Here is a 24801-nt window from a genome sequence, read left to right as displayed (position 1 = left end):
GCCGGATGAACGCTGGGTTGAACGATCGATTACCGAAAGTGGCATCGACGTGGGCGGTGTGGGTACGTTTCGTGCATGCGGCAGGTGATCAACAAGGTGCAGGGACGGATCGAGTCTCTGTTCGGTAAGGGAAAGGACCTGCTGCGCGACGCGCGGGCGGGCTGGCCGTGGCTCGACCACCAGGCCCGCGCCTTCGAGCGCTACCAGGAGCGGCGCGGCGACCGGCTCGCGGCCGCGCTCACCTGCTACGCCTTCCTGTCGTTCTTTCCGCTGCTGGCGCTGGCGTACTCGCTGCTCGGATACCTCGTCGGAGTCAGCGCGCAGGCCCGCGACTACTTCGTCCGGGCGATCAACTCGCAGCTGCCGGGTCTCGCGGGCCAGCTCCAGGTGGAGCAGATCGCCCAGTCGAAGACGGCGGTCGGGATCGTCGGCCTGGTCGCGCTGCTGTTCACCGGGCTCGGCTGGGTGCAGGTGCTGCGCGAGTCCCTGCGCGACATCTGGGGCAACGAGCCGGGCGGCGGCGGCAACTTCTTCCTGAAGCGGGTGTGGGACGCGGCCGTCCTGGCGTTCCTCGGCGTGATCCTCGTCTGCGGCATGGCGGTCACGACGGTCACGACGTCCGCCACGCACACCGTCCTTGGCTGGTTCGGGTGGGACCACGTGACCGGGGCCGGGACGGGGCTGCGGCTGCTGGCGCTGGCCATGGCCGTCCTGTTCGACACCGTGGTGTTCCTGGTGCTGTTCAGCCGGCTGTCGGGCACCCGCGCGCCGTGGCGGCGGATCATCCGGGGCGCGCTGTTCGGCGCCGTCGGGTTCGAGATCCTCAAGCAGGGCGCGGCGATCCTGCTCGCGCGGACGACGCAGAACCCCGTCTACGGGACGTTCGCCGTCCTGGTCGGGCTGATGGTGTGGATCAACATCGCGTCCCGGTTCGCGCTGTTCGCCGCCGCGTGGACGGCCACCCGCCGCGTCGTCCTCACCGCCGACGCCGAGAACCCCGAGAACTGCGCGGACAAGGCCGAGGTCGAGGCCCTCCACCAACGCGCCGACACCGACACCGACGACGAAACCGACCACGAAACCGACCACGAAACCGACACCGACGACGAGTCCTCGTCCGCGCGCTCCGCGCGGTGAGCTACCGGCCGGTGTCGCGGAAGCGGGCCGCTTCGAGGCGGCGACGGCGCCGCAGGACGACGAACAGCACGGCGATCGCCAGCAGGGCCCCGGCCGCGCCGCCGCCCACGAGCAGCCACCTGCGGGACGAGTCGTCCGAGGCGAGCGGGGCGTCGGGCAGCACGCCGCCGGTGTCGCCGTCCCTCTTGGCCTGCTTCACCTCGCCGGGCGGGACGAGCGCGCCGACCGGCTGCACCTTGCCGCGGGCGGCGAACCCCCAGTCCAGCAGCTTGGCGGCGTACGGGGACGGCGGGCGGTCCGCGTGCATCAGCGAGATCACGATGGTGTGCCCGCCGCGCCGCGCCTCGGCGACGAAGGTCTGCTTGGCGGCGATCGTGTAGCCGTTCTTGCCGCCGACCATGCCCGCGTAGGCCTCGCGCTCGCCCGCCAGCATGTGGTTGTGCGTGTGGATCGGGTACCCGCCGACCTTCTTGCCCTTCTTGCGCTGCTTCTTGGTGGGCGGCGCGGGGAAGGGGAAGTCGATGGCCTGCATGTAGGCGCGGTACTGGGGGTTCTTCATGCCCTGGCGCAGGATCAGCGCCAGGTCGTAGGCCGAGGTGTGCTGGGTGCGGACGTCCAGCCCGAGGTCCTTGTCGAGGCCGTTCGGGGACCCGGCGAGGGTGTCGTGGGCGTTGATCCGCTTCGCCTCGGCGTTCATGTCGGCGAGGGTCTTCTTCACCCCGCCGTCCGCCTCGGCGAGCGTGAACGCCGCGTCGTTGGCGGACATCATCAGCATCGCGTGGAACAGGTCGGAGACCTTGTACTGCATCTTCGGCGTCAGCCCGACCTTGGTGCCCTCGACGTCGCACGCCTTCTGCGAGGGCCGGACGAGCCGGTTCGGGTCCAGCTTGGGGATCAGCGTCAGCGCGGTCAGCGTCTTGATCGTGCTGGCCGGGAGGTAGCGGCCGTGCGGGTCCCTGGCGGCGAGGACCTCCCCGGTGTCGGCGTCCGCGATCAGCCAGGAGGAGGCTTTGATCTTCGGTACCGCCGGGACGCCGGGGGCGGCGTTGACGACGACGCCCCGGCCGGCGAGCTGCGGCCCGCCGACGGTCTCGACCCCGGGTGATGCCGTAGGCGCTAGGGCAGCGGGTGACGGCGCCGCGGTGGCGGGCGCCGCGACCAGCACGGGCGCGGCGGCGACGGCGGACACCGCGACCGGAATGGTGACCATCGTCAGGGCGCGGCGGACGCCGGCCGGCCCTCGTCGCTCGGCTCGCAAGCTCTCGACGCTCCTCTTTCCCGTGGGTGCGGAACCGCTCCCGACGCGCAGGCGCCCAACGCCCATGACTCCCCCGAAGACTAGGCGACGTATCCGGCGAAGGGGTACCCGACTGCGAAGACGGCAAGCACGGGACGGACGCGACGCATGACTCAGACGTGATATGACGGTACGTAAGGGACACTCGACCTTGGTCACGGTCCGTCACGCCAGGTAGTTTGGGACGGGCTGACTAGTTCGATCTAGTGGTGTCCCGAACAAGATCGATGACCGAAAAGTAGGACCCCCGGGCGTCCGCCCCCGCCCGCATGAGTCAAATGATCCGCAAAGGGCATGGACAACCGGCAGGGTGGCGGGCACGGGCGCCATCATGGAGCGAACACGTGACCTGGACCGGCGTTTGTCCAGGCTTAGGGACCCGCTGGCTGAATTGCGCCACGTGCCACGCAACGACCTGCAAGGATTGTGGACGGAGGTTGGCCGTGGCCATTGACTTCAATGTATCGAACGGTGCGACGCTCGGCGTCGAGTGGGAGCTCCAGCTCGTCGATGCGGAGACCAGGCACCTGCGGCAGGACGCCCGCGAGGTGCTCGCCGACCTGCCCTCGCTCAGCCTGGACGGCGACAACCCGCGCATCCGCCACGAGCTGATGGAGTCGATGGTCGAGATCGTGACCGGCATCTGCAGCACCGTCGGGGAGGCCAAGGCCGACCTGGCCGGCACGCTCGGCGCGCTGCGGGGCGCCGCCGCCGACCGCGGCATCGCGCTGGCCTGCACGGGCACCCACCCGATCAGCGACTGGCGGGACGCCGTGACGGCCCCCATGGGCCGCTACGCCCAGCTGGTCGAGGAGATGCAGTGGCTGGCCCGGCGCATCCAGACGTTCGGCGTTCACGTGCACGTCGGCATCTCCGACGGCGCCAAGGCGATCCCGATCGTCAACGCGCTCTCGTCCTACCTTCCGCACTTCCTGGCCCTCACCGCGTCCAGCCCGTTCTGGAGTGCCGGCGACACCGGCCTCGCGTCCTGCAGGGCGATCGTCTTCGGCCAGATGCCGACGGCCGGACCTCCCCACCTGTTGGACGACTGGGCGGCGTTCGAGGATTACATGGACACGCTGCTGCGTTCGGGAACCATAAGGAGCATCAAGGACGTCTGGTGGGACATCCGGCCGCATCCCGACTTCGGGACGATCGAGATCAGGATGTTCGACGGCATTCCCACCCTGCGTGAGGTGGGGATGGCCGCGGCGCTGTGCCAGAGTCTGGTCACGCTGTTCGAGCAGCAGCTCGACCGCGGCTACACGCTGCCGAGACCGGCCGCGTGGGTCGTGCGCGACAACAAGTGGCGCGCCACCAGGTACGGTCTCGACGCCATCGTCATCACCGACGACAGCGGCAACACCGCACCGCTCCGCGATGATCTGTACGAGCTGATCCGGGAGCTGGAGCCGGTCGCCGACCGGCTCGGCTGCGCCGAGGAGCTCAAGGTGGCCGGCGAGGTACTGGAGCACGGGGCCCCCTACGAGCGGCAGCGCGCGATCCGCGCCGAGGGCGGGACGCTGGAGAACATCGTCGACGCGGCGATCACCGAGCTGGCGGAGGACCGGTTCGTCACACTGGGGGAGGTCGTACATGCCGGAGCCTGACAGGCCGCAGCGGACGGCCCGCCCCGGGGAGCGTGCGCGGGCGGTGAACCGGGCGGGCGCGGCGACCCCGGCCGGGTCCGTGAACGCTCGGACGCCGAAGAGCGAACAAGTAGCAGAGAACGTTCCCGAGAACGAGAACACCACCGGGCGGACGCCGTTCGGCTCCGCCGTCGCGCAGGGGGCGCAGATGACACATCCGGGACCCGGGGTGATGCCCGGCCTTGAACCACCCACCGCCGCGGACCCCGCGGAGCGGGACTCCGGCACCGACGCCGCCCGCCTGAACGGGGCCGCGGCAGCCGGCGAGGCGGCGCCGATGTCCGAGCCGGCGTCCGCGCCGATGCCCGCCGCCGGGACGAGCCGGCCGGCCGTGCCGCTCGGCGGCGCCGTCCTGCAGCCGCAGCTCGACGCGTTCCTGGCCGCGCACGAGGACGAGCTGATCGCGTTCCGCCGCGACCTGCACGCGCACCCCGAGCTGGGCTACGCCGAGCACCGGACCACCGCCAAGATCGCCGAGCGGCTGCGCGCCGCCGGGCTCGACCCGGTGATCCTGCCCAAGGGCACCGGCCTGTTCTGCGACATCGGCCCGGCCGAGGGCACCACGGTCGCGCTGCGCGCCGACATCGACGCGCTCCCGCTGCAGGACGAGAAGGAGAACGCCCCCTACCGGTCGACGGTCCCGGGCGTCGCGCACGCGTGCGGCCACGACGTCCACACCACGATGGTGCTGGGCGCCGGCCTGTTCCTCGCGCAGCAGGCCGAGGCCGGGCTGCTGCCGGGCCGCGTCCGGCTGCTGTTCCAGCCCGCCGAGGAGACCCCGGGCGGGGCCCTGGACGTGATGGCCGCTGGCGGCATCGCCGGGGTCGACCGCGCGTTCGCGCTGCACTGCGACCCGCGCATCGAGGTCGGCCAGCTCGGCCTGCGCAGCGGCCCGATCACCGCGGCCTGCGACAAGGTGTACGTGAAGGTCACCGGGCCCGGCGGGCACACCGCCCGGCCGCACCTGACCGCCGACCTCGTGTACGCGCTCGCCAAGATCGTCACCGAGCTGCCGTCCGCGCTGTCCCGGCGCGTCGACCCGCGCTCCAGTCTGTCGCTGGTGTGGGGCCGCGTCGCCGCCGGATCCGTCGCCAACGCGATCCCGGACGACGGGGTCGCCGAGGGCACCGTCCGCTGCCTGGACGACGAGGCGTGGCACCGCGCGCCGGAGATGATGAAGGCGCTGCTGCAGTCGGTCGCCGCCGCCTACGACGTGGAGGCGTCCCTGGAGTACGTGCGGGGCGTCCCGCCGACCGTGAACGAGGCGGCCAGCGTGCAGATGTTCCGCGACGCCGCCGCGCAGGTGATCGACGAGGAGGGCGTCGTCCCGACCCCGCAGAGCCTCGGCGGCGAGGACTTCGGCTGGTACCTGGAGTCGATCCCCGGCGCGCTCGCCCGGCTCGGCGTCCGCACCCCCGGCTCGTCCGGCGAGTACGACCTGCACCGCGGCGACTTCGACGTCGACGAGCGGTGCATCGCGGTCGGCCTGCGGGTGCTCGGCGCGACCGCGCTGACCGCGCTGTGGGAGGGCGGCCGTCCCGGCGACGCCGAGCCCATCGAGGGCGCCCTGGCCTAGCCTCCCCGGCCGCATGATCACCCTGCATGATCACAAAGCATGATCACAGGGCTTGACCGCGCTGCATGATCACGCAGTGTGGTCTTCCGTTCCCTGCCCATGCCCGCCGGACATGGGCCTTCGGTGCTGCCCGTTCGCCGTCGACGTCGCCGCTGACCTGTGGCGATATGCGTACGCATTGGTAACGGACCTGTTGCGAATCGGTGCAGGCGGGAAGTTTGCCCCCTTTCGCGGGGTAGCGTCCGATCGATTTCGGTGACCGAAGCGGTCGCCGACCCGTGGGTGGGGAACGGAAGGAGCGCTACCTTGCGCCGTGGACTGAAGACGACGCTCGTCGCCGTGACGGGTGCGGCACTGACGCTGAGCGGTGCCTCCGCGTGCGGCGGCAAGAAGGCGGACACCGGCGGCGGTGACGAGGGCGCCAAGAAGACCCTCAAGGTCGGCCTCGCCTTCGACATCGGCGGGCGCGGCGACCAGTCCTTCAACGACTCGGCCGCCGCCGGCCTGGACAAGGCCAAGAAGGACCTGAAGCTCCAGACGGAGGAGATCTCCGCCAAGCCGGACGAGCCCGACTCCGACAAGGAGTCGCGCCTGCGGCTGATGGCCAACAAGGGCTACAACCCGATCATCGGGGTCGGCTTCGCCTACACCACCTCGGTCGTCAAGGTCGCCAAGGACTTCCCGAACACCAAGTTCCTCGTCGTCGACGCCGACCAGTGCAAGGTCGAGGGCGCCAACGTCAGCGGCTCGTGCTTCGCGGAGGAGCAGGGCTCCTTCCTGGTCGGGGCGGCCGCGGCGCTGAAGTCCAAGTCCGGGACGATCGGGTTCATCGGCGGCGTCAACGTGCCGCTGATCCAGAAGTTCCAGGCCGGCTACGAGGCGGGCGCGAAGGCGGCCAAGCCGGACATCAAGATCTTGCCGGCGAAGTACCTGACGCAGCCGCCGAACTTCAACGGCTTCAAGGACACGAGCCTCGGCAACGAGGCCGCCAAGGGCCAGCTCGACCAGGGCGCGGACGTCATCTACCACGCCGCGGGCGGCGCCGGCATCGGCGTCATCAAGACCGTCGGCGCGGCCGGCAAGTGGGCCATCGGCGTCGACTCCGACCAGTACAACCAGCCCGCGGTCGCCGGGGTGAAGGAGCACATCCTCACCTCCATGGTGAAGCACGTGGACGTGTCGGTGTTCGACTTCGTGGAGAGCGTCGCCGACGGCTCGTTCAAGGCCGGCACCAAGACCTACGACCTCAGCAACGACGGCGTGGGCTACTCGACGTCCGGCGGCAACGTCGACGACATCAAGGCCAAGCTGGACGAGCTGAAGGCCAAGATCGTCAGCGGCGAGATCAAGGTCCCGACGAAGCCCTGACCGGCCGGCCGGGAGTGTGCGGCACCGGGAGCCACCCCTCCGGGTGGCATCCGGTGCCCGTTGCGTCCCCCGTCGTTGACAGCGCGTCCTAGGCAGGAGGAGGGGCACTCGTGCCTGAGCAGGTGCCGGCCGTGCGGCTGACATCGATCACCAAGCGGTTCCCCGGAGTGGTGGCGAACCGCGACATCAACCTGACCATCGAGCGCGGCGAGGTGCACGCGCTCTGCGGTGAGAACGGCGCCGGCAAGTCCACGCTGATGAAGATCCTGTACGGGATGCAGAAGCCGGACGAGGGCACCATCGAGGTCGGCGGCGAGCAGGTCGCGTTCCGGACCCCGGCCGACGCGATCGGCCGCGGCATCGGCATGGTCCACCAGCACTTCAAGCTGGCCGACAACCTGACCGTGCTGGAGAATGTCGTCCTCGGCGCCGAGCCGCGCGGCAAGGGCTGGCGGCGCGGCCGCATCGACTTCGCCGCCGCCCGCGCCAAGATCAAGGAGATGTCGCAGGCGTACGGGCTGCGCGTCGCCCCGGACACGCTGGTGGAGGACCTCGGCGTCGGCGAGCGGCAGCGCGTGGAGATCCTCAAGGTGCTGTACCGGGGCGCCCGCGTCCTGATCCTGGACGAGCCGACCGCCGTGCTCGTCCCGCAGGAGGTCGAGGAGCTGTTCGGCAACCTGCGGGAGCTGCGCGCCGAGGGCCTCACCGTGCTGTTCATCTCGCACAAGCTGGACGAGGTGCTGACCGTCGCCGACACGATCTCGGTGATCCGGCGCGGCACCACCGTCGCGACCCGGCTCGACCCCGGCGAGGTCACCTCGCGGCGGCTGGCCGAGCTGATGGTCGGGTCCGAGCTGCCGACGCCCGAGCTGCGCGAGTCGACCGTCACCTCCGACGTCCAGCTGGAGATCGGCGGGCTGACGGTGCTCACCGGCGAGGGCCGCCCCGTGGTGGACGAGGTGTCGCTGCGCATCCGCCGCGGCGAGATCGTCGGGCTGGCCGGTGTCGAGGGCAACGGGCAGAGCGAGCTCATCGAGGCGATCATGGGCATCCGCAACGCGGACGCCGGGACGATCGTCTACGGCGGCGACGAGATCACCCACTGGGCGACCCGGCGGCGCCGCGAGGCCGGCATCGCCTACATCCCCGAGGACCGGCACCGGCACGGGCTCGTCCTGGAGGGGACGCTCTGGGAGAACCGGATGCTCGGCCACCAGACGCAGAAGCCGAACGTCCGCGGCCCGTGGGTGGACCGGCGCGGCGCCCGCCGCGACACGACCCGGATCGTCCGGGAGTACGACGTCCGGACGCCCGGGATCGACGTGCCCGCCGCCGCGCTGTCGGGCGGCAACCAGCAGAAGCTGATCGTCGGGCGGGAGATGTCCGGCGACCCGCGGCTGCTGATCGCCGCGCATCCGACGCGCGGTATCGACGTCGGCGCCCAGGCCGCCATCTGGGACTACCTGCGGCAGGCCCGCGCGGACGGGCTGGCCGTGCTGCTGATCAGCGCAGACCTTGAGGAACTCATCGGAATGTCCGACACCCTGCACGTGATCCTGCGGGGCCGGCTGGTCGCGGAGGTCGATCCGCGGACCGTCACCCCCGAGGAGCTCGGTTCCGCCATGACCGGCGCCGGCGGCGCCTCATGAGCGACCCGAAGGACCCGAAGCCGCCGGGCGGCGAGCCGGAGGGACGCGAGCCGTCCGTACCGGAGCAGCGCGAACCGGACCCTGCGGAGACCACGTCCGCCGAGCCGCCCGAGCCTGCGCCGGGGGCTGACTCCGGCGAACCCCCCGCGTCCGGCGGAACGGCGACCACACCCGGCGCGGCGGAGATCGCCGCGGTGCCGGCCTGGAAGGCGATCATCAAGGGGATGGGCCCGACCGGGCTCGGCCTGAAGATCGGCGCGCCGGTGCTGGCGCTGCTGATCTCGCTCGGCATCACGATGATCCTGCTGCGGATCACCGGCGCCGACCCGGTCAGCTCCATCCAGAGCATGGTCGACTACGGCACCACCGAGCATTCGCTCGTCGACATCGTCAACCGCGCGACCCGGTACTACCTGTCGGCCGTCGCGGTGGCGATCGGGTTCCGGATGGCGCTGCTGAACATCGGCGTGGACGGCCAGTACCGCATCGCCGCGTTCCTCGCCGCCGCGCTCGGCGGCGCGCTCACACTCCCCGCCCCGTTCGGGCAGCTGCTCGTCATCGTCGCCGCGATGGTCGTCGGCGGGCTGTGGGCCGCGATCGCGGGCGTGCTGAAGGTGACCCGCGGGGTCAGCGAGGTGCTGTCCACGATCATGCTGAACGCGATCGCGACCGGCATCATCGCCTACCTGCTGAACGACAAGCGGCTCGCCGAGGTGCGGCCGGGCAGCAACAACGTCGCGACCCCGCAGATCCCCGAGTCGGGACGGATCGGGCCGCTGAACGGGTTCCTGTCCTCCATCGGGATCAACCCGCCGAACGACGTGTACGGGATGCTGCCCGTCGCCGTCCTCGTCGGGATCGTGTTCTGGGTCGTCATCAACTACACCCGGTTCGGGTTCGACCTGAAGATCTCGGGGCTGTCGGCGTCCGCCGCGCAGGCCAGCGGGGTCAACGCCCGGCGCATGATCGTCTACACGATGATCGCGTCCGGTGTGGTGGCCGGGCTGATCGGCATGCCGGAGCTGCTCGGCGCGTCGTATGAGTACTCGCTGAACTTCCCGGCCGGGCTCGGCTTCACCGGCATCACGGTGGCGCTGCTCGGCCGCAACCATCCGGCCGGCATCGCGCTCGCCGCACTGCTGTTCGCGTTCCTCGACCAGACCTCCGACGTGCTCCAGGAGGTCGACGTGCCGAAGGAGATCGTCGGGGTCATGCAGGGCGTGGTCGTGCTGACCGTCGTCATCGTGTACGAGCTCGTCCGGCGCTGGGAGATCCGGCTGCAGCAGCGGACCGTCGCCGCCGAACTGGCCACCGGCCACGACCTGGCCCGCGAGGCCGCTGGGAGCTCCTCATGAGCGCCGTGACCGAGACGGTGGCCGCCGCGAAGGCCGGCTCCCGCAAGATCCAGCTGCGCTGGCCGCACTACGCGCTGATCATCGCCGGGCTGCTGGTGCTGCTGTCGCTGGTCCGCGTCATCGACGACGCCGACCCGGTGACCTCCAGCGGGACGGTTAGCGCGTCGCTGCGCCTCGCCGTGCCGATCTTCCTCGCCGGTCTCGGCGGGCTCTGGTCGGAGCGCTCCGGCGTGATCAACATCGGCCTCGAGGGCATGATGATCCTCGGCACCTGGACGGGTGCGTGGGCCGGCTACCAGTGGGGCCCGTGGATCGGCGTCCTCGCCGGGATCATCGGCGGCGCGCTCGGCGGCCTGCTGCACGCCATCGCGACGGTGTCGTTCGGCGTCGACCACATCGTGTCGGGTGTAGCGATCAACATCCTCGGGCTGGGGTTGACGCAGTTCCTCGCCGGGCTGATCTTCGACACCGGCGCGGCGAAGGCGCTCGGCGGCGGCCCCCGGCAGTCGCCACCCGTCGATCCGATCATGACGTTGACGCTGCCGGTGCTGTCCGGCGGCAAGATCGGCGGCTGGCAGAGTCCCGACTGGCTCGGCTCGCTGGAGGGGCACCACTGGTTCCTGCTCTCCGACGTCGCCGGCATCGTCCGCGGGCTGACCAGCGACATGTCGCTGCTGACGCTCGTGTCGCTGCTGCTCGTCCCGCTGAGCTTCCTCATCCTGTGGCGGACCCCGTTCGGCCTGCGCATCCGCTCCTGCGGCGAGGACCCGTACGCCGCCGAGTCGCTCGGCGTGCAGGTGTACCGGATGAAGTACGCCGCGGTGATGATCTCGGGCGCGTTCTCCGGCCTGGCCGGCGCGTTCCTCGTCACCGTCGCCGCGCCGCTCTACCAGGACGGCCAGACCAACGGCCGCGGCTTCATCGGCCTCGCCGCCATGATCTTCGGCAATTGGCGTCCCGGCGGGCTCACCGCGGGCTCGCTGCTGTTCGGGTACACCGACGCGATGAACGTGCGCGGCGGCGGGCAGTCCGTCCACGCGCTGCTGCTGTTCGTGGCGGTCCTGCTGGTCGCCGTCGCGGTGTGGCAGGGGATCCGGGCGAACCGGCTGCGGTCCGAACTCGTCACCGACCTGAACCGCCGCGAGATGCGCAACGCCTACCTCGGCGCGGTGCTGGCGCTGGTCTCGGCCGCCGGGCTGCTCACCTGGTTCCTGCTGAGCGAGATCGTCCCCGGCGAGCTGGTCTCCTTCACGCCGCACCTGACGACGCTGCTCGTCCTGGCCCTGGCCAGCCAGCGGCTCCGCATGCCCGCCGCCAACGGGGTGCAGTACCGCCGTGGTGAGGCACGATAAGGGCATGGAGATCGACTGGCCGGCCCTGCGCGACGCCGCGCGGGAGGCGATGACACGTGCGTACTGCCCGTACTCCGGCTTCCCGGTCGGCGCCGCAGGGCTGACCGACGACGGCCGGATCATCACCGGGTGCAACGTGGAGAACGCCTCGTACGGGGTCGGGCTCTGCGCGGAATGCTCGCTCGTGTCGGCGCTGCACGGCCCCGGCAAGTCGTCGCGGCCCCGCCTCGTGGCCGTGTCGGTCGTCGACAAGCACGGTGACCCGGTGATGCCCTGCGGGCGCTGCCGCCAGCTCCTCTGGGAGCACGGCGGCGCCCCGATGCTGCTGGAGACGGTTCGCGGCATCCTGCCCATGTCGGACGTCCTTCCGGACGCGTTCGGCCCCGACGACCTGATTGAGAGAGCGTGATCCGTGGACGCCATTGACGTCATCCGCGCCAAGCGCGACGGCGGCGAGCTGAGCCCCGCGCAGATCGACTGGGCCGTCGACGCCTACACGCGGGGCGCGATCGCCGAAGAGCAGATGTCGGCGCTGGCGATGGCGATCCTGCTGAACGGCATGACCCGTCCCGAGGTGGCGCGCTGGACCGAGGCGATGATCCGGTCGGGCGAGCGGATGGACTGGTCGGCCCTCGACCGCCCCACCACCGACAAGCACTCGACGGGCGGCGTCGGCGACAAGATCACGCTGCCGCTGGCGCCGCTGGTGGCCGCGTGCGGCGCGGCCGTCCCGCAGCTGTCGGGCCGCGGCCTCGGCCACACGGGCGGCACCCTGGACAAACTGGAGTCGATCCCCGGCTGGAAGGCGTCGCTGTCGAACGCCGAGATGCTGGACGTCCTGCGCTCGGCGGGCGCGGTGATCTGCGCGGCGGGCAGCGGCCTGGCCCCGGCCGACCGCAAGCTCTACGCGCTCCGCGACGTGACGGGGACGGTGGAGTCGATTCCGCTGATCGCCTCCTCGATCATGTCGAAGAAGATCGCCGAGGGCACGGGCGCCCTGGTGCTGGACGTGAAGGTCGGCTCCGGCGCCTTCATGAAGACGGTCGAGAACGCCCGCGAGCTGGCCGAGACGATGGTCGCGATCGGCACCGACCACGGCCTCCGCACGATCGCCCTGCTGACCGCCATGGACCGCCCGCTGGGCAACGCGGTCGGCAACGCCGTCGAGGTAGCGGAGTCGGTCGAGGTGCTGGCGGGGGGCGGCCCGTCCGACGTGGTCGAGCTGACCCTGACCCTGGCCCGCGAGATGCTCGCCGCCGCCGGCCTGACCTCGAAGGACCCGGCGGACGCGCTGAAGGACGGCTCCGCCATGGACGTCTGGCGCCGCATGATCACCGCCCAGGGCGGCGACCCGGACGCGCCGCTGCCGTCCGCCCGCGAGACCCACACGGTCACGGCCCCGTCCTCCGGCGTCCTGACGAAGCTGGACGCGTACGGGGTCGGCGTAGCGGCCTGGCGCCTCGGCGCCGGCCGCGCCCGCAAGGAAGACCCGGTCTCGTTCGGCGCAGGCGTGATCTGCCACGCCAAGCCCGGCGACACGGTCAAGGAGGGCCAGCCCCTCCTGACACTCCACACCGACGACGAGACCCGCCTGCCCCGAGCCCTGGAGTCCCTGGACGGCGCCTACGAGATCGCCGACGCGGGACCGGCCGTGACCCCGTTGATCATCGATCGCATAGCCTGACGGCGGACGAGCACCCGGATCGGCCGGGACGTGTGGCTCCCGTGTCTGGGATGATCTCAACCGAGGTCGAACAGACATGAATGTTCCTGGGGGAGCCGCCGGTGGAGCCGCCGAGACACGACATCCCACGGCAGGCGGCGGACGCGGAGACGCAGCTGCTGGCAGGCCGGTACCGGTTGGTCTCGCTGCTGGGCCGGGGCGGCATGGGAGCGGTCTGGCGCGCCCACGACGAGACCCTCGACCGTGAGGTGGCCGTCAAGGAGCTGCGCCTCCCCGAGCACCTGGACGGCGCCGGGCGGCGGACCTGGATCGCCCGGCTGGACCGGGAGGCGCGCGCTGCGGCGCGGCTGCGACATCCGGGAATCGTCACCGTGCACGACCGCGTCACCGGCGCGGACGGGCGGCCCTGGATCGTCATGGAACTGGTGCGCGGGCGCTCCCTGGACGACCTGCTCAAGGCCGAGGGACCGCTGCCGCCCGGCCGGGTCGCGCAGATCGGACTGCGGATGCTGGACGCTCTGCGGGCGGCCCACCGGGCGGGCATCACGCACCGCGACATCAAGCCCGCCAACGTCCTGCTGGAGGACGACCGCGTCGTCCTGACCGACTTCGGCATCGCGGCCGTCGAGGGCGACGCGACGCTGACCGCGACGGGCGCGGTCCTCGGGACCCCCGCCTACATGTCACCCGAGCAGGTGAACGGTGAAGAGGTCACGGCCTCCTCCGATCTGTGGTCGCTGGGAGCCGCGCTCTACACCGCGGTGGAGGGGCGCCCTCCGTTCGCGGGCGCGAGCACCGGGGCGATCTTCATCGCCATCGCCACCAAGGACCCCCTGCCGCCCGTGCACGCGGGTCCGTTGGAACCGGTGCTGCGAGCGCTGCTGAACCGTGTTCCGGCGCAGCGCCCGACTGCTGATCACCTGCACGCCCAGCTCACCGCGCTCGCTCAGGACCGGCCGCCCGTGCCACCGACCGTCTTGCAGCCGCCGGGCCCGCCGCCGCGTGCGGCCCGCTCGCGCAAGAGGAGGGCCGTCCGCCTCGGGACCGTCGCGGCGTCAGCCGTCCTGGCACTCGGCCTCGCGGTCGCCGCGGCGGCGTTCGTCGAAGACATGTGGCAGGAGCACCAAGAGAATCAGGCGAAGGCGCGCTTCGAAGCGAACAAGAGGATCGCCGAAAGAATGCCGTCGATTCCAGGAAAGGTCTGGAAGATCGTCGAGGCCAATGAGGCGGGCAAGGCCTATGTGGAGTCGGAACTGTGCGATGACACCCGCTTCTCCGCCGGTGAATGCGACGTGAACAGCTTGATCGCGGCCATCGACAGATGGCTGCGGGCACAGCGCAACGTGCAATCCGTGAGCTTCGACGGCCCCAGGACCAGCTGCGAGGAGAACCCCGGCTGCCGGTTCACCGTCAGGACCGAGGGCTCACCGGAGATCAGCCGGGTCAGCATCTACTCCCAGTATCTGTCGGAGCCCGACCGATCGATCGTCCTCGGCTTCAAGGTCGGCTGACCGGACGGCCGGCGAAGAACGGTTCAGAGGGCGAGCCGTTCGACGACGTCCTGGATGTCTCGCACCGGCGCGATCAGCCGTCCGTCCGCCCAGGTGAACCACTACCCGGACCGGACGTAGTCGCATCCGACCTCGACCGTCCGCCGCGACAGCCCGACCACGCTCACCCACGCGACTCCCTGCCGCTCAACGACCTCGCAAGCCAGTTCCGGCCGTGCTGCGACAGCGACTTGCAGGGCTTCCAGGTGGGAGCGACGGTCGTTGCGCATAGTGGGGAGGACGCCGGTCGTGCTGTGTTTTCCGGTGGCCATGACTCCATCTCCTCTCGTGGGACGGCGCGGCCGGTGGGCCCGGGGGGACGTCCACCGGCCGCGCCGCGTTCGTGAGGCGGCGGCACACCCGCCACCGCCGCGCGTATCAGCGGTTCCGGACCTGCGCCTGCTCGGCCTGCCGCAGCAGCGCCTTCCGCAGCAGGGGCGCGGTGGGGAACATCAGCGTCGGCTCGACGCCCACCCGCGGGTCGTGCAGGCTGGCGACCCACTCGCCCAGCCGGCCGTCCTGCTTCACGGACCGCCAGATCCGCCACCCGCCGAAGTCGCCCCGCAGCCGCTCCAACTCCCGCTCATCCCGCTCTCGCACGTCCATCAGGAACCTCTGATCGCTCGCCTTGACCGATTGATGTGACCACACTCACACGGTCGATTACGCTGAGGAGTAGACCGAGCACTACCTGCAATGCACCACAGGCAAGATCGATCGCACCCGCCCCCCGGGTGCAGTCCCCCGGAGGTCGAGATGCCCGCGAAGTCAGAGCCCTACGAAGCCCCCGCCATCGTCACGTACGCGAAAGAGCTCGAATGGCGCCGGAAGCAGGCCGTCCTCACCAAGAGGGAACTCGCCGAAAAGCTGGGCTTCGCCGACTCCTACGTCGGCCAGGTCGAACTCTGCAAGAACCTGCCGTCCGACGAGTTCACCGCCGCCCTCGACACCTTCTTCAAGACGGACGGCCTGTTCGATCGCCTCCTGGAACGCATCAACGAGACCCGCCACCTTGCCGTCCTGCCGCCGGGCTTCCCGGAGTACCTCGGCTACGAGAAGAAGGCCAGCCACCTCCGCGTCTTCAGCGCCAACCTGATCAGCGGCCTCTTCCAAACCGAGGCGTACGCGACCACGGTGATCAGTTCGCTGATGGGCTCGGCGACCTCGAGAGTCGTCGCCGAGCGCATGGAGCGGAAGTCGATCTTCGATCGTGACGACCCTCCCCACACCTTCCTCATCTTGGACGAGGGCGTCATCCGCCGAAACGTGGGCGGCAAGGATGTCATGCGCGAGCAACTCGGCTATCTACTGGAGGTGGGGCAACGAAAGAGAACTCAACTCCAGATCGTTCCGTACACCGCAGGCTTCCACGTCGGCCTAACAGGAAGTTTCACTATCCTCCGTTTTGCGGAGGGACCAGAGGTCGCCTATACGGAGTCGTCCGGAGAGGGAATACTGCTGGAGCAGTGCGACAGGGTCGCATTGCAAGCCATAACCTGGGACCTCGTCCAGGGCCATACCCTCTCCGTCGAGGAGTCACTGGCCATGATCGAGAAAGCGATGGGGCAGCTATGAGCATCTCTGACGGAGTGGACGTCCGGTGGCGCAAGAGCAGCCACAGCGGACCTCAGGGGGGCGAGTGCGTGGAGGTGGCGGCGCTTGCTCCTGTGGTCGCGGTGCGTGACTCCAAGGACCCTGGTGGTCCCCGGCTGTCGTTCGGTGTCGGTGAGTGGCGGGTGTTCGCGCGGCGGGTGAAGGCGCGCGAGTTCGACCTGGGTGGTCAGGCCTGAACGACGTTATGGCGCCGCCGCGCGCTGGAGCGGGCTGTCCCACCGGCTGAAGCGTCCGGGCGGCCGAGCCGGGATCCGCCGCTGGGCGAGTGGCGCCCTGCGGCGCGGGCCCTGCGGCGTGGGGCGGTATCGGCGCCCAGGTGTTGCTGGACGCCGATACCGTCACGTCAGGCGGGTGCCATGGCGCCGCTGAAGTGCCGGGCGAAGAAGCGCACGGCGCTGTCCGCCTCGAACCGGGGCATGGCTTTGTGCGCGCCCGCGTTCGCGTGCAGCGTCTTCTCCTTCGAGGCGAAGGCGTCGAACAATGCCAGGCCGGATTGGCGCGGGATGTGCTCGTCGTCCCACTGGATCGCGAACTCGACCGGGACGGTGATGCGGCTCGCCACCTCGGCCAGGTACTCGTTGTGCCAGAAGAGGCCGAACACCGCGGCGGTGATTCTGGAGTCGGCCGCCGTCAGCGGCATGCCGATCGCGGTGCCCATGTTGATGCCGTAGTAGCCGACCGGGCCTTCGTCGCCGATCTCGGGAAGCTGCTGGAGGGCGTCCAGGGTCGCCTGCCATTCCGGCACGGCGCGCTCCGCCAGATGCAGGTTGTAGGGGACGACGATCGGGCCGACCGGCTCGCCCGAGGCCATCGCCTGCTGCATCGCGGCTATCTCCCGGTCGTCGATCGCGGTGCGCGGCCGGTCGCCGTGGCCGGGCGCGTCGATGGCCGCGACGTTGAAACCGCAGCGGGTGACGAGGAGGTGTGCCCGACCGGCCGTCGGCGCGGCCTTGCTGTCGCGGCCGCCGCCGTGTCCCAGCAGGACGAGGGGGGCGCGGTCGCCGCCGGAGGCGGGCGTCCAGAGCATGCCGGGGATCTCGCCCACGGCGAATTCGCGTTCGAGGACACCGCTGGACGATGTATCCGCGGTGAAACGCACAGAGTGCATAGGTTCTGCCTTTCGGGAGTGCCTTGTTGTCGCGGCGCTCCCGGCGACCCCTACGTCGATCGCCCTACCGTGACGACGAGGGGAGCACCCACATCGATACAGCGTTCATGGGTCTCACCTCCTCGCGTGATGTCACGGCCTCCGGCACGGTAACATCCGGCCGCCGTCCGCCCAACTCCTTTTTCCGCGGGCTTCCTCGCGGGAGAGATGAGTTCCGGCGGCAGGGGGAGTCTGCCTGGTATGACTCGAATCATCGCTGACATCTCGGTGTCCCTGGACGGCTTCGTCACCGGGCCCGACCCCGGCCCGGACAACGGTCTGGGCACCGGCGGGGAGGGCCTTCACACCTGGGCCTTCTCCGACGACCCCGGCGATCGCCGGATCCTGCGCGAGGCGACCGCCCGCTCGGGCGCCGTCGTCCTCGGCCGCCGGCTCTTCGACGTGGTCGACGGGCCGGGCGGCTGGGACGACGACGTCGGCTACGGCGCCGGTGAGGTCGGCAAGCCCGCGTTCTTCGTCGTGACGAGCACACGGCCGTCCCCGGTGCGACTCACCGGCCTCGACTGGACGTTCGTCACCACCGGCCTGCCGGACGCCATCACCGCCGCCCGCGCGCGTGCCGAGGCGGCCTCGTCGGATACCGGCACGGACCTCGACGTCGTCCTCATGGGCGGTGGCGCGCTGATCCGCTCGGCGCTCGACGCAGGACTGGCCGACGTGCTGTCGCTGCACCTCGCACCCGTCGTCCTGGGCTCCGGCACACCGCTGTTCACCGGCGGGACGCCGCGCACGCTCGCACAGCGGACCGTGACCGCGACATCGACCGCGACGCACCTGACCTACGACGTCCGCTGACGACGCCTCAGTGCTGGACGCGGACGACGAGTTTGCCGGTGGCGCGGTTGTGCTCCATGTCGTCGTGGGCCTGCGGCACCTGCTCCAGGCCGTCATAGACGCGGTCCACGGGGAAGGTCAGCCGACCGGCCGCGACAGCGTCGAGGATGTCCTGGAACGACTCCCGGGACAGGTCGGCGGCGTCACCGAAGTAGCCCGCGAGGCGGACGCCCCTCGGTATGTACTCGTTGGGGGAGAAGTCCCGGACCGTCCACTGGTTGGAGAGGCTCCCGCCGAAGCAGGCCGTGCCGTGCACGCGCACCGCGCGCAGGGTGTCGGGCAGAGTCGGCGTGCCGACGAGATCGAGGGCGGCGTCGACACCGTCCGGGAACAGTTCGCGCACCGCAGGCGCGACTTCGCCGGTGTCGAGCAAAGGGTGGTCGACACCGCGCTCCTTCAGGAAGGCCAGGCGGTCGGCCCGCCGGGTCGTGGCCAGCACCGTCGCGCCGCGCCACCCGGCCAGCGCGGCCGCGGCCAGGCCGACCGAGGACGTCCCGCCGCGGATCAGCACGGACTGGCCCGGCTGCAGATCCAGCCCGACGGTGAGCGAGCCGTGGGCGGTCTGCACCATCTCCGGCAGGGCGCCCAGCACCTCCCATGGCAGGTCGGTCTCGACGGGGATGACCTGGGACAGCGGCACCGACGTGTACTCGGCATAGCCGCCGTCGTAAGTGCGCCCCATGTCGCCCATCATCGCGACGACCTTCTGCCCCCGCGTCAGCCCACTGCCGACCGGGGCCGCGTCGACCGTCCCGGCGGCCTCGATGCCCGGTACCCGGGGAAAGGTGACGCCGACGCTCACCCCGAGCCGAAGCTTCAACTCGGAGCGGTTGAGGCCGAACGCCTCGATGCGGATGCGCACCCAGCCGTCCCGCTCCGGCGGGAGCGGAAGCGTCGTCAGCCGCAGGTTCTCCACGGGACCCGGACCGGTGAGCTGGACGGCGTGCATAACGGTCGGCGTGGGCGGCATGAGCCCGCCTTCTTCCCGGGAGTAGGGGAGTCGGACGACGATGCTCAACATGGAGGCGCTCCGACTTCATTCCCGACTCGCCTCTGTGGAGAACACTGTGTTTGTCCGCTGTTCCGTGGCGGCACTAGCTTTGCCGGAGTGGACCTGTTCTCACATTCTTGGACGGCGTTGCGCGCGGCGGTAGGCGAACTCTCCGGCGACGACTGGGAGCGTCCGTCCGGCTGCGCCGGCTGGCTCGTCCGCGACCTGGTGTGCCACCTGGTCATCGACGCCCAGGACGTCCTGATCACCCTGGTCACGCCCGCCGACGCCGACCCGACCGCGGACTCGGTCACCTACTGGAAACTCGTCGAGCCCCCGACCGGCGACGACCCGCTCGACGCGCTGATCCCGCGGCTGGCCGCCGCCTACGGCGACCCGAGCCTGCTGAAGTTCCACTTCGACGACGTCGGTTCCGCCGCCGGCCGCGCCGCGGAACTCGCCGACCGCGACCTTCGCGTCAGCACCCAGGACATGGTGCTGACCGCCGGCGACTACCTTTCCGCGTACGTCATGGAATGGACGCTGCACCATCTCGACCTGATCGCGCACCTGCCCTCGGCCGCCGACCCGCCCGCCGAAACCCTCGCCGCCGCCCGCACAATGCTGGAAAACATAGCCGGAACACCGTTCCCGCCAGCACTCTCCGACAGGGACGCCCTGCTCATAGGCACCGGCCGCCGCCCGCCGACGTCCGCCGAAAAGACCGCCCTGGGCGAACTCTCCACAAGGCTCCCCTTCATCCTCGGCTGATCCGCCGGAACGCCGAACTGTGACGGCGGCCAGGAGCGAGTGACCGAACCATCGCCGGTCTCGGTGAGCGGGTCAGCGGCTTCCGGTGACCGGATGGACGATGTAGTCGTCCGGGACGGGGCCCTGCGGGTCGGTGTTCCACTCGAGGAAGCGTCGGCCGACCAATGATGCGAGGGAGGCGATGTCGGTTCGGGCGAATTCGAGGAAGGTCGGGTGGGAGCCTTGGAAAGGAGTGCCCGTCTCCACCGCCGTGGCCAGCGCGTCGAACAGTGCGGACAGGCTGGTGGCCCATTCGGTGACCTCGCTTGCGCCCGAGCCCATGCCGAACTCGTACACGTGTCCGTAGGTCGGCCCGGGGCGGTGGTCGATGAAGGCCATCCCGCCGTCGTTGGGTTCGGCGAAGACGACCCATTGGTGGGAGTGGGCGAGAACCTCCTCTTCCTCCCAGCAATCCCCCCAGTTCTCGGGGAAGTCGTTGTAGAAATGCATCAGTGTCTGTCGCGCGCCGATGATCTGGTTGGTGCTGCTCAGGCGATGTCCGATCGGCAGGAAGCTGGCGAAGACCGGTTGCGAAGCGTCCGGAGGCGTGCCGTTGTGCAGGCGCAGAAGCGCCTTGAGTTCGGGGTGCAATGCGAAGCCGTACGCCTCCTCGACTGCCGCGATCTGTTCCTCGGTGGCCGGCGGCCCCAGCGTGGCGTGATTGTAAGGAGCGTTCGTGGCCAACCACCCGGAGAAGCGCTCCCAGGCCCGATGAAACGGCGCAAGGTCTACTCGATCCATGCCGCGACCTTAGAAGGACCCTCGGACGTTCACCGGTCGTCTCGAAAGTGTGGTCCGGCTCGCGCAGTTTTGCTACTGGTGGGAGACGGACGATCCGGTGTACTGGTGAGGTTGGTCGGCGGCGACGAGGGCGGCGAATTCGGTGGCGAGGGGGCTCAGGGCGTCCCATTGGCGGGCGGCCCAGCCGACGGTGATGGGGGAGAGCGCGGGGATCGGGACGGTCCGCACCGCGCTGGACGGTGCGAGCGCCAGCCTGGGCAGGGACGGCAGGACGGCGTGGCCGACGCCGAGTTCGGCGAGCAGGACGGCCGTGTCCCAGTCGGCGACGCCGACGGTTTCCGCGGGTGTGCAGCCGAGGCGGACGAAGTTCTCCTCAAGGCGCCGGTGCGACGCGGAATTCGCCGGATGGGCGATATGGCGAATCGCGCGCAGGTCGGCTGGGTCGATGACCTCCCTGGCGGCCAGCGGATCGGCGGCGTTGACCACCAGGACCCACGGCAGGTCGATGACCGGACGCTGCTCGATGTCGGGTACCGGCCCGTCGAGGGTGATCCATGCCAGGTCGGCCTGTCCGCTGCGCAGAAGGTCCAGGCAGCGGCGGGTGGAGTGGGCGGACTGGAAGTGCAGGGTCGCTTCCGGATGCCGGTCGCGGAAGGCGGTGATGGCGTCCGGCATGAAATGGCGCACCGTCACGCCGCCCGTGGTGATTCTCAGGGTGCCGCCGTTGCCGTCGCGGAGTTCGCCGAGATGGCGCAGCGCGGCGTCGAGCGAGGCGATGCCGGTCAGCGCCGCCTGGTACAGGATCTGCCCCGCGTCCGTCGGCGAGACCCCGCGCGGCCGGCGTTCGATCAGCGTGAGGCCGATCTCGCGTTCGAGCCGTCTGACGTGCTGGCTGACCGCCGGCTGGCTGCACGACAGGTGGCGGGCGACCGCGCTGAGATTGCGGGTCTCGCACACGGCCAGGAAAACCCGCAGGTCGTCTAGCGTCACTCCTCAAAGGTATCCCTTGGGGATCTACAAGGAAATCCAAGAATTGACTGGAGTGTGCGGCCGCTCCAAGCTACCTCCTACGGAACCGGACGGTTTCCGCAAGCGGCGGCAACCCGTCCGCGAAACCCCGCGCAGTGCGCCGGTGACCCGGGACATACGGCCGGACGGCGAGGGGCGAGCGGGCGGGTGCCGACCTTTCGATGTCCTTGCCGCGTCCCCGGACGGCGTGCCGCGCACCGTCCGATGCGCTGGCGGGGGCGGCTCTCGTCTGCCAGGATCGTGGGGTTTGTCATCCTTGCGGTGACTTGCGGCGTGGATGGGCGGGGGACCATGGTGTCGGTGATCGTTCTGCTTCTCGGCCTGCTGGCCGGGCTGGTCATCACGCCTGTCCTCTTCTTCCGCGGTCTCGTGCTGGGTGTCTCGCGGAAGCGGCGCTCCCCGGCCGTCCTGTGGAAGGCCGCCGCGCTCCTCGCCGGAGCCGGGGCGATCGGCATGTACGTCTGGGGGATGGCGCACGTGCTCTCCGACGTCATGTACGCCGAGGACGGCGGCGCGGACTCGTCACCGATCCTCCCTTGCCGTGCTGCCGGCATGGACAAGGCGATACACGTGGTCGACTACGGCATCGGCTTCGTCCCGCTTCGCTTCGAATGCCGTCTCAAGGACGGCGGAAGCTACGCCACCTCCTCAGTACCCGCCTACGTCACCCCTGCGGCCGCCGTCCTCGGCCTGGCGGGAATCGGATTCCGTGTTCGTTCCGCGGTCGTGGCAGACCGCTCGTCGCCGAGCCGCCGAGCCGAGCACGCCCGCTGAGAGCTCCGACCAACGGCGGCGACCTTCGGCTAGCGGTCTCCACCAGGTTCACCAGACGCGTTGATCTGCGGCGTGTTGTTGTTATGAGCGCCTCGAAAACAACAACACGCCGCAGATCAACGAGGGGGTGGCCCGGGTGGCGTGCTAGTTGGTTGCGGGTAGGGCTAGGAGTTGTTGGGTGTGGCCGGGAAGTTCTGACTCCGTCAGGCCGGTGATGAGGTCTCTCAGCGGGACGGGCTGGTCGACCATGACCTTGCCCTTGGACAGCAGCAGGGTGGGTACGGGCGTGTCGAGTTCGGCCTTGCTGCACGACATCGCGAGTGTGCACAGAGCGTCCGCCTGGTGGCGGATGCGGTTCCGGAGTCCCGTGCCGCCGCCGGTGAGCGTGATGACGCGGTCGATGGTCCAGGCGTCGTGCGCGAGGCGGTTGTCGTAGGTCGTGACCGTTCCCGTCACGGCCGAGGAGACGGCCGTGATGGTGGCGGTGCCGACCAGCACGATGTGCGCCAGGATCTGGTCGGCGTCCCATTCGCCGGGCGGCGGGACGGGGACGGGGCCCGGGACGGGGCCGCCGGAGCCGGCCACGGTGGTGGCGGCGTCCAGCAGCCCGCGGTAGGCGTCCCGGAGCGGTTCGGTGTCCAGCGGTCCGGTGTCCAGCGGTCCGGTGTCCAGTGGTGCGGTGTCCAGTGGTGCGGTGTCCAGTGGTTCGGTGTCCAGCATGTCCTCTTCCTTCCGCCGGCGGGGTCAGGCGTGGGCGTCGGTCATCTCCCAGGGCGCCTGCGGGAGGACGTCGCCGGTCTCCAGCAGCGACTTCAGGTTCGCCAGCACGGCGGGCCAGCCGCTCGAGATGCCGTGGAGCATCTCCTCGTTGGGCAGGTTCTCGTGCGTCACCGTGAGGCGGACGATGTCCTGGTGCGGCTCGACGCGGAAGGTGACGACCGACGGGTCTCGCGGCGGCTGGACGTCCGGGGAGTCCTCGAACGTGATGACCAGCCGCGTCGGGGGCTCGGCCTCCAGCACCCGCCCGACGACGTCGACGGCGCCCGACCCGTCGGCGCGCTGGTGCTCCCAGGACGAGCCCGGCTGCCAGTCCGAGACGTTGGCGTGCCCCCAGTAGCGCGCGGTGAGGTCCGCGTCGGTGAGGGCCTTCCAGACCTGGTCGGCGCTGGCGCGGATGTAGGTGACGTAGACGTAGTCCGGCACGGTCGTATCGGTCATGGCGTACTCCTCTGCCTGGTTCTTGATGGCACTGAGCGCTTGCAGGCGCGGTCTGTCGAACACGGAGATCCAGCGCTCCTCGATCTCGTGGATCGGCGCCGGGTTGAGGTAGTGCAGGCGTTCCCGTCCGCGCCGGACCACGGTCACGAGGCCGGCCCGGACGAGGATGTCGAGATGCTGCGTCGCCGACTGGCGCGCCATGCCCAGGTGTTCGCACAGTTCGCGCAGCGTCTGGCCGTTGTGCTCGCGCAGCCGGTCGAGCAGCAGCCGCCTGGTGGGATCGGCCAGCGCCTTGAAGACGGGGTCCATCGTGTTCGCTTCGGGGCTCACCATCTCATTATGCAGGTATCTGCCTGCCTATCGTCAAGACGCGAGCCGTCGCGCCTGGTCGGACGGTCTTCGACCCGGTAGTCGTCGTCGCGCCGCGGGCTGCTCGCGGTGGGCGTGAGAGGCTGGCGGCATGGGGATCGATCTCGCGGCCTTCACCGAACTCGTACCTCTCGACCACGGACTGTGCGTCGTCAGCACGGTCCGGCGCGATGGGAGCGTCCAGTCGTCCGTGGTCAACGCAGGGGTTCTGGAGCATCCGCTGCGGGACGGGCGGGTCGTGGGGCTGGTCGCCAGGGGCGGGGCGCGCAAGCTGCACAACCTGCGCGCCGATCCCCGGGTCACGATCGTCGCCCGCGCGGGCTGGCGCTGGACGGCGGTGGAGGGCGACGCCGAGATCATCGGCCCGGACGATCCGCACCCCGACATTGACGGCGAGGCGCTGCGGCGACTGCTCCGGGACGTCTTCCGGGCCGCCGGCGGCACCCACGACGACTGGGACGCCTACGACCGGGTCATGGCGGACGAGCGGCGGGCCGCCGTGCTCATCGCACCGCGTCGTGTCTACACCAACCCGCAGACGTCGTAACCCGTCGGCCGGGGGCGCGCGGAATCCGTCGCGGGCCGCCATGCAAACGGCACCGGCACATTGCAGAAGCCGCCGATTGCACTGGCGGT

25 protein-coding genes are annotated in these 24801 nt (G+C 70.4%); 16 read left to right on the top strand and 9 right to left on the bottom strand.

Features of this window, described 5'->3' with window-relative positions:
* Window positions 1-75 precede the first annotated feature (75 nt).
* Window positions 76-1137 carry a YihY/virulence factor BrkB family protein gene (locus ABZ806_RS08800; protein WP_500216278.1) on the top strand — a complete coding sequence of 354 codons (1062 nt, stop codon included), beginning with the start codon at window positions 76-78 and terminating at the stop codon, window positions 1135-1137.
* A 1-nt stretch (window position 1138) separates the two neighbouring features.
* On the opposite strand, the gene ABZ806_RS08795 is transcribed toward ABZ806_RS08800, so the two are convergent.
* Window positions 1139-2395 (bottom strand): D-alanyl-D-alanine carboxypeptidase family protein, encoded by a 1257-nt coding sequence (locus tag ABZ806_RS08795; protein WP_500216277.1) that lies wholly within the window; start codon window positions 2393-2395, stop codon window positions 1139-1141.
* A gap of 482 nt (window positions 2396-2877) precedes the next feature.
* Here ABZ806_RS08795 and ABZ806_RS08790 point away from each other — a divergent pair, with 482 nt between their 5' ends.
* The 9 genes from ABZ806_RS08790 (at window position 2878) to ABZ806_RS08750 (ending at window position 14578) form a co-directional block, all read left to right on the top strand.
* Window positions 2878-4044, top strand: a complete 1167-nt coding sequence (locus ABZ806_RS08790; RefSeq protein ID WP_500216276.1) for a glutamate--cysteine ligase — start codon at window positions 2878-2880, stop codon at window positions 4042-4044.
* A 187-nt stretch (window positions 4045-4231) separates the two neighbouring features.
* Window positions 4232-5659 carry an amidohydrolase gene (locus tag ABZ806_RS08785; RefSeq protein ID WP_500216351.1) on the top strand — a complete coding sequence of 476 codons (1428 nt, stop codon included), beginning with the start codon at window positions 4232-4234 and terminating at the stop codon, window positions 5657-5659.
* Between the two features lie 306 nt (window positions 5660-5965).
* Window positions 5966-7027: a BMP family lipoprotein gene (locus ABZ806_RS08780; protein WP_500216275.1), complete on the top strand. Its 1062-nt coding sequence runs from the start codon at window positions 5966-5968 to the stop codon at window positions 7025-7027.
* 110 nt (window positions 7028-7137) lie between these two features.
* Window positions 7138-8676, top strand: a complete 1539-nt coding sequence (locus ABZ806_RS08775) for an ABC transporter ATP-binding protein (RefSeq protein ID WP_500216274.1) — start codon at window positions 7138-7140, stop codon at window positions 8674-8676.
* Window positions 8673-10031 carry an ABC transporter permease gene (locus ABZ806_RS08770; protein WP_500216273.1) on the top strand — a complete coding sequence of 453 codons (1359 nt, stop codon included), beginning with the start codon at window positions 8673-8675 and terminating at the stop codon, window positions 10029-10031. Before ABZ806_RS08775 ends, ABZ806_RS08770 begins: the two co-directional genes overlap by 4 nt.
* Entirely contained in the window at window positions 10028-11383 is a 1356-nt protein-coding gene (locus ABZ806_RS08765; protein WP_500216272.1) for an ABC transporter permease, read from the top strand. Before ABZ806_RS08770 ends, ABZ806_RS08765 begins: the two co-directional genes overlap by 4 nt.
* A 4-nt stretch (window positions 11384-11387) precedes the next feature.
* Complete coding sequence (locus ABZ806_RS08760) at window positions 11388-11792, top strand: cytidine deaminase (protein WP_500216271.1); 405 nt, start codon at window positions 11388-11390, stop codon at window positions 11790-11792.
* 3 nt (window positions 11793-11795) lie between these two features.
* Window positions 11796-13067: a thymidine phosphorylase gene (locus ABZ806_RS08755; protein ID WP_500216270.1), complete on the top strand. Its 1272-nt coding sequence runs from the start codon at window positions 11796-11798 to the stop codon at window positions 13065-13067.
* Between the two features lie 101 nt (window positions 13068-13168).
* Complete coding sequence (locus ABZ806_RS08750) at window positions 13169-14578, top strand: serine/threonine-protein kinase (RefSeq protein ID WP_500216269.1); 1410 nt, start codon at window positions 13169-13171, stop codon at window positions 14576-14578.
* A gap of 101 nt (window positions 14579-14679) precedes the next feature.
* Here ABZ806_RS08750 and ABZ806_RS08745 read toward each other — a convergent pair whose 3' ends face one another.
* Both ABZ806_RS08745 and ABZ806_RS08740 read right to left on the bottom strand, forming a co-directional pair.
* Window positions 14680-14889: a hypothetical protein gene (locus ABZ806_RS08745; RefSeq protein WP_500216268.1), complete on the bottom strand. Its 210-nt coding sequence runs from the start codon at window positions 14887-14889 to the stop codon at window positions 14680-14682.
* 106 nt (window positions 14890-14995) lie between these two features.
* Window positions 14996-15223: a hypothetical protein gene (locus ABZ806_RS08740; RefSeq protein ID WP_500216267.1), complete on the bottom strand. Its 228-nt coding sequence runs from the start codon at window positions 15221-15223 to the stop codon at window positions 14996-14998.
* A gap of 150 nt (window positions 15224-15373) precedes the next feature.
* Between ABZ806_RS08740 and ABZ806_RS08735 the strand changes: the two genes are divergently transcribed.
* Together ABZ806_RS08735 and ABZ806_RS08730 are read left to right on the top strand one after the other, a co-directional pair.
* Window positions 15374-16192: a helix-turn-helix domain-containing protein gene (locus ABZ806_RS08735; protein ID WP_500216266.1), complete on the top strand. Its 819-nt coding sequence runs from the start codon at window positions 15374-15376 to the stop codon at window positions 16190-16192.
* Window positions 16189-16407 carry a DUF397 domain-containing protein gene (locus ABZ806_RS08730; protein WP_500216265.1) on the top strand — a complete coding sequence of 73 codons (219 nt, stop codon included), beginning with the start codon at window positions 16189-16191 and terminating at the stop codon, window positions 16405-16407. The genes ABZ806_RS08735 and ABZ806_RS08730 overlap by 4 nt, the downstream gene beginning before the upstream one ends.
* Before the next feature lie 167 nt (window positions 16408-16574).
* On the opposite strand, the gene ABZ806_RS08725 is transcribed toward ABZ806_RS08730, so the two are convergent.
* Entirely contained in the window at window positions 16575-17339 is a 765-nt protein-coding gene (locus tag ABZ806_RS08725; RefSeq protein ID WP_500216264.1) for an alpha/beta hydrolase family protein, read from the bottom strand.
* Window positions 17340-17579: 240 nt separating this feature from the next.
* On the opposite strand from ABZ806_RS08725, the gene ABZ806_RS08720 reads away from it, so the two are divergent.
* Window positions 17580-18194 (top strand): dihydrofolate reductase family protein, encoded by a 615-nt coding sequence (locus ABZ806_RS08720; RefSeq protein WP_500216263.1) that lies wholly within the window; start codon window positions 17580-17582, stop codon window positions 18192-18194.
* Window positions 18195-18201: 7 nt separating this feature from the next.
* On the opposite strand, the gene ABZ806_RS08715 is transcribed toward ABZ806_RS08720, so the two are convergent.
* Window positions 18202-19254: a zinc-binding dehydrogenase gene (locus tag ABZ806_RS08715; protein WP_500216262.1), complete on the bottom strand. Its 1053-nt coding sequence runs from the start codon at window positions 19252-19254 to the stop codon at window positions 18202-18204.
* An 87-nt stretch (window positions 19255-19341) separates the two neighbouring features.
* Between ABZ806_RS08715 and ABZ806_RS08710 the strand changes: the two genes are divergently transcribed.
* Entirely contained in the window at window positions 19342-19995 is a 654-nt protein-coding gene (locus ABZ806_RS08710; RefSeq protein ID WP_500216261.1) for a maleylpyruvate isomerase N-terminal domain-containing protein, read from the top strand.
* Window positions 19996-20067: 72 nt separating this feature from the next.
* Here ABZ806_RS08710 and ABZ806_RS08705 read toward each other — a convergent pair whose 3' ends face one another.
* Window positions 20068-20775, bottom strand: a complete 708-nt coding sequence (locus ABZ806_RS08705; RefSeq protein ID WP_500216260.1) for an SMI1/KNR4 family protein — start codon at window positions 20773-20775, stop codon at window positions 20068-20070.
* 72 nt (window positions 20776-20847) lie between these two features.
* Window positions 20848-21765 (bottom strand): LysR family transcriptional regulator, encoded by a 918-nt coding sequence (locus ABZ806_RS08700; protein ID WP_500216259.1) that lies wholly within the window; start codon window positions 21763-21765, stop codon window positions 20848-20850.
* Between the two features lie 339 nt (window positions 21766-22104).
* Here ABZ806_RS08700 and ABZ806_RS08695 point away from each other — a divergent pair, with 339 nt between their 5' ends.
* Window positions 22105-22578, top strand: a complete 474-nt coding sequence (locus ABZ806_RS08695; protein ID WP_500216258.1) for a hypothetical protein — start codon at window positions 22105-22107, stop codon at window positions 22576-22578.
* 144 nt (window positions 22579-22722) lie between these two features.
* Here the strand turns inward: ABZ806_RS08695 and ABZ806_RS08690 are convergent, their stop codons facing one another.
* The gene (locus ABZ806_RS08690; RefSeq protein ID WP_500216257.1) at window positions 22723-23298 is read right to left on the bottom strand and encodes a hypothetical protein; all 576 of its coding nucleotides are present in this window, start codon (window positions 23296-23298) and stop codon (window positions 22723-22725) included.
* Between the two features lie 24 nt (window positions 23299-23322).
* Window positions 23323-24126, bottom strand: coding sequence for an ArsR/SmtB family transcription factor (locus tag ABZ806_RS08685; RefSeq protein ID WP_500216256.1), 804 nt, complete (start codon window positions 24124-24126; stop codon window positions 23323-23325).
* Between the two features lie 130 nt (window positions 24127-24256).
* Here ABZ806_RS08685 and ABZ806_RS08680 point away from each other — a divergent pair, with 130 nt between their 5' ends.
* Entirely contained in the window at window positions 24257-24712 is a 456-nt protein-coding gene (locus ABZ806_RS08680; RefSeq protein ID WP_500216255.1) for a TIGR03618 family F420-dependent PPOX class oxidoreductase, read from the top strand.
* The last annotated feature ends 89 nt before the right edge of the window (window positions 24713-24801 follow it).

Origin of the sequence: Spirillospora sp. NPDC047418, from assembly GCF_040643275.1 — a bacterium.
Taxonomy (GTDB): Bacteria; Actinomycetota; Actinomycetes; order Streptosporangiales; family Streptosporangiaceae; genus Spirillospora.
Note: the sequence above shows the minus strand (reverse complement) of the source record. Positions and strands in the feature narration are given on the sequence as shown.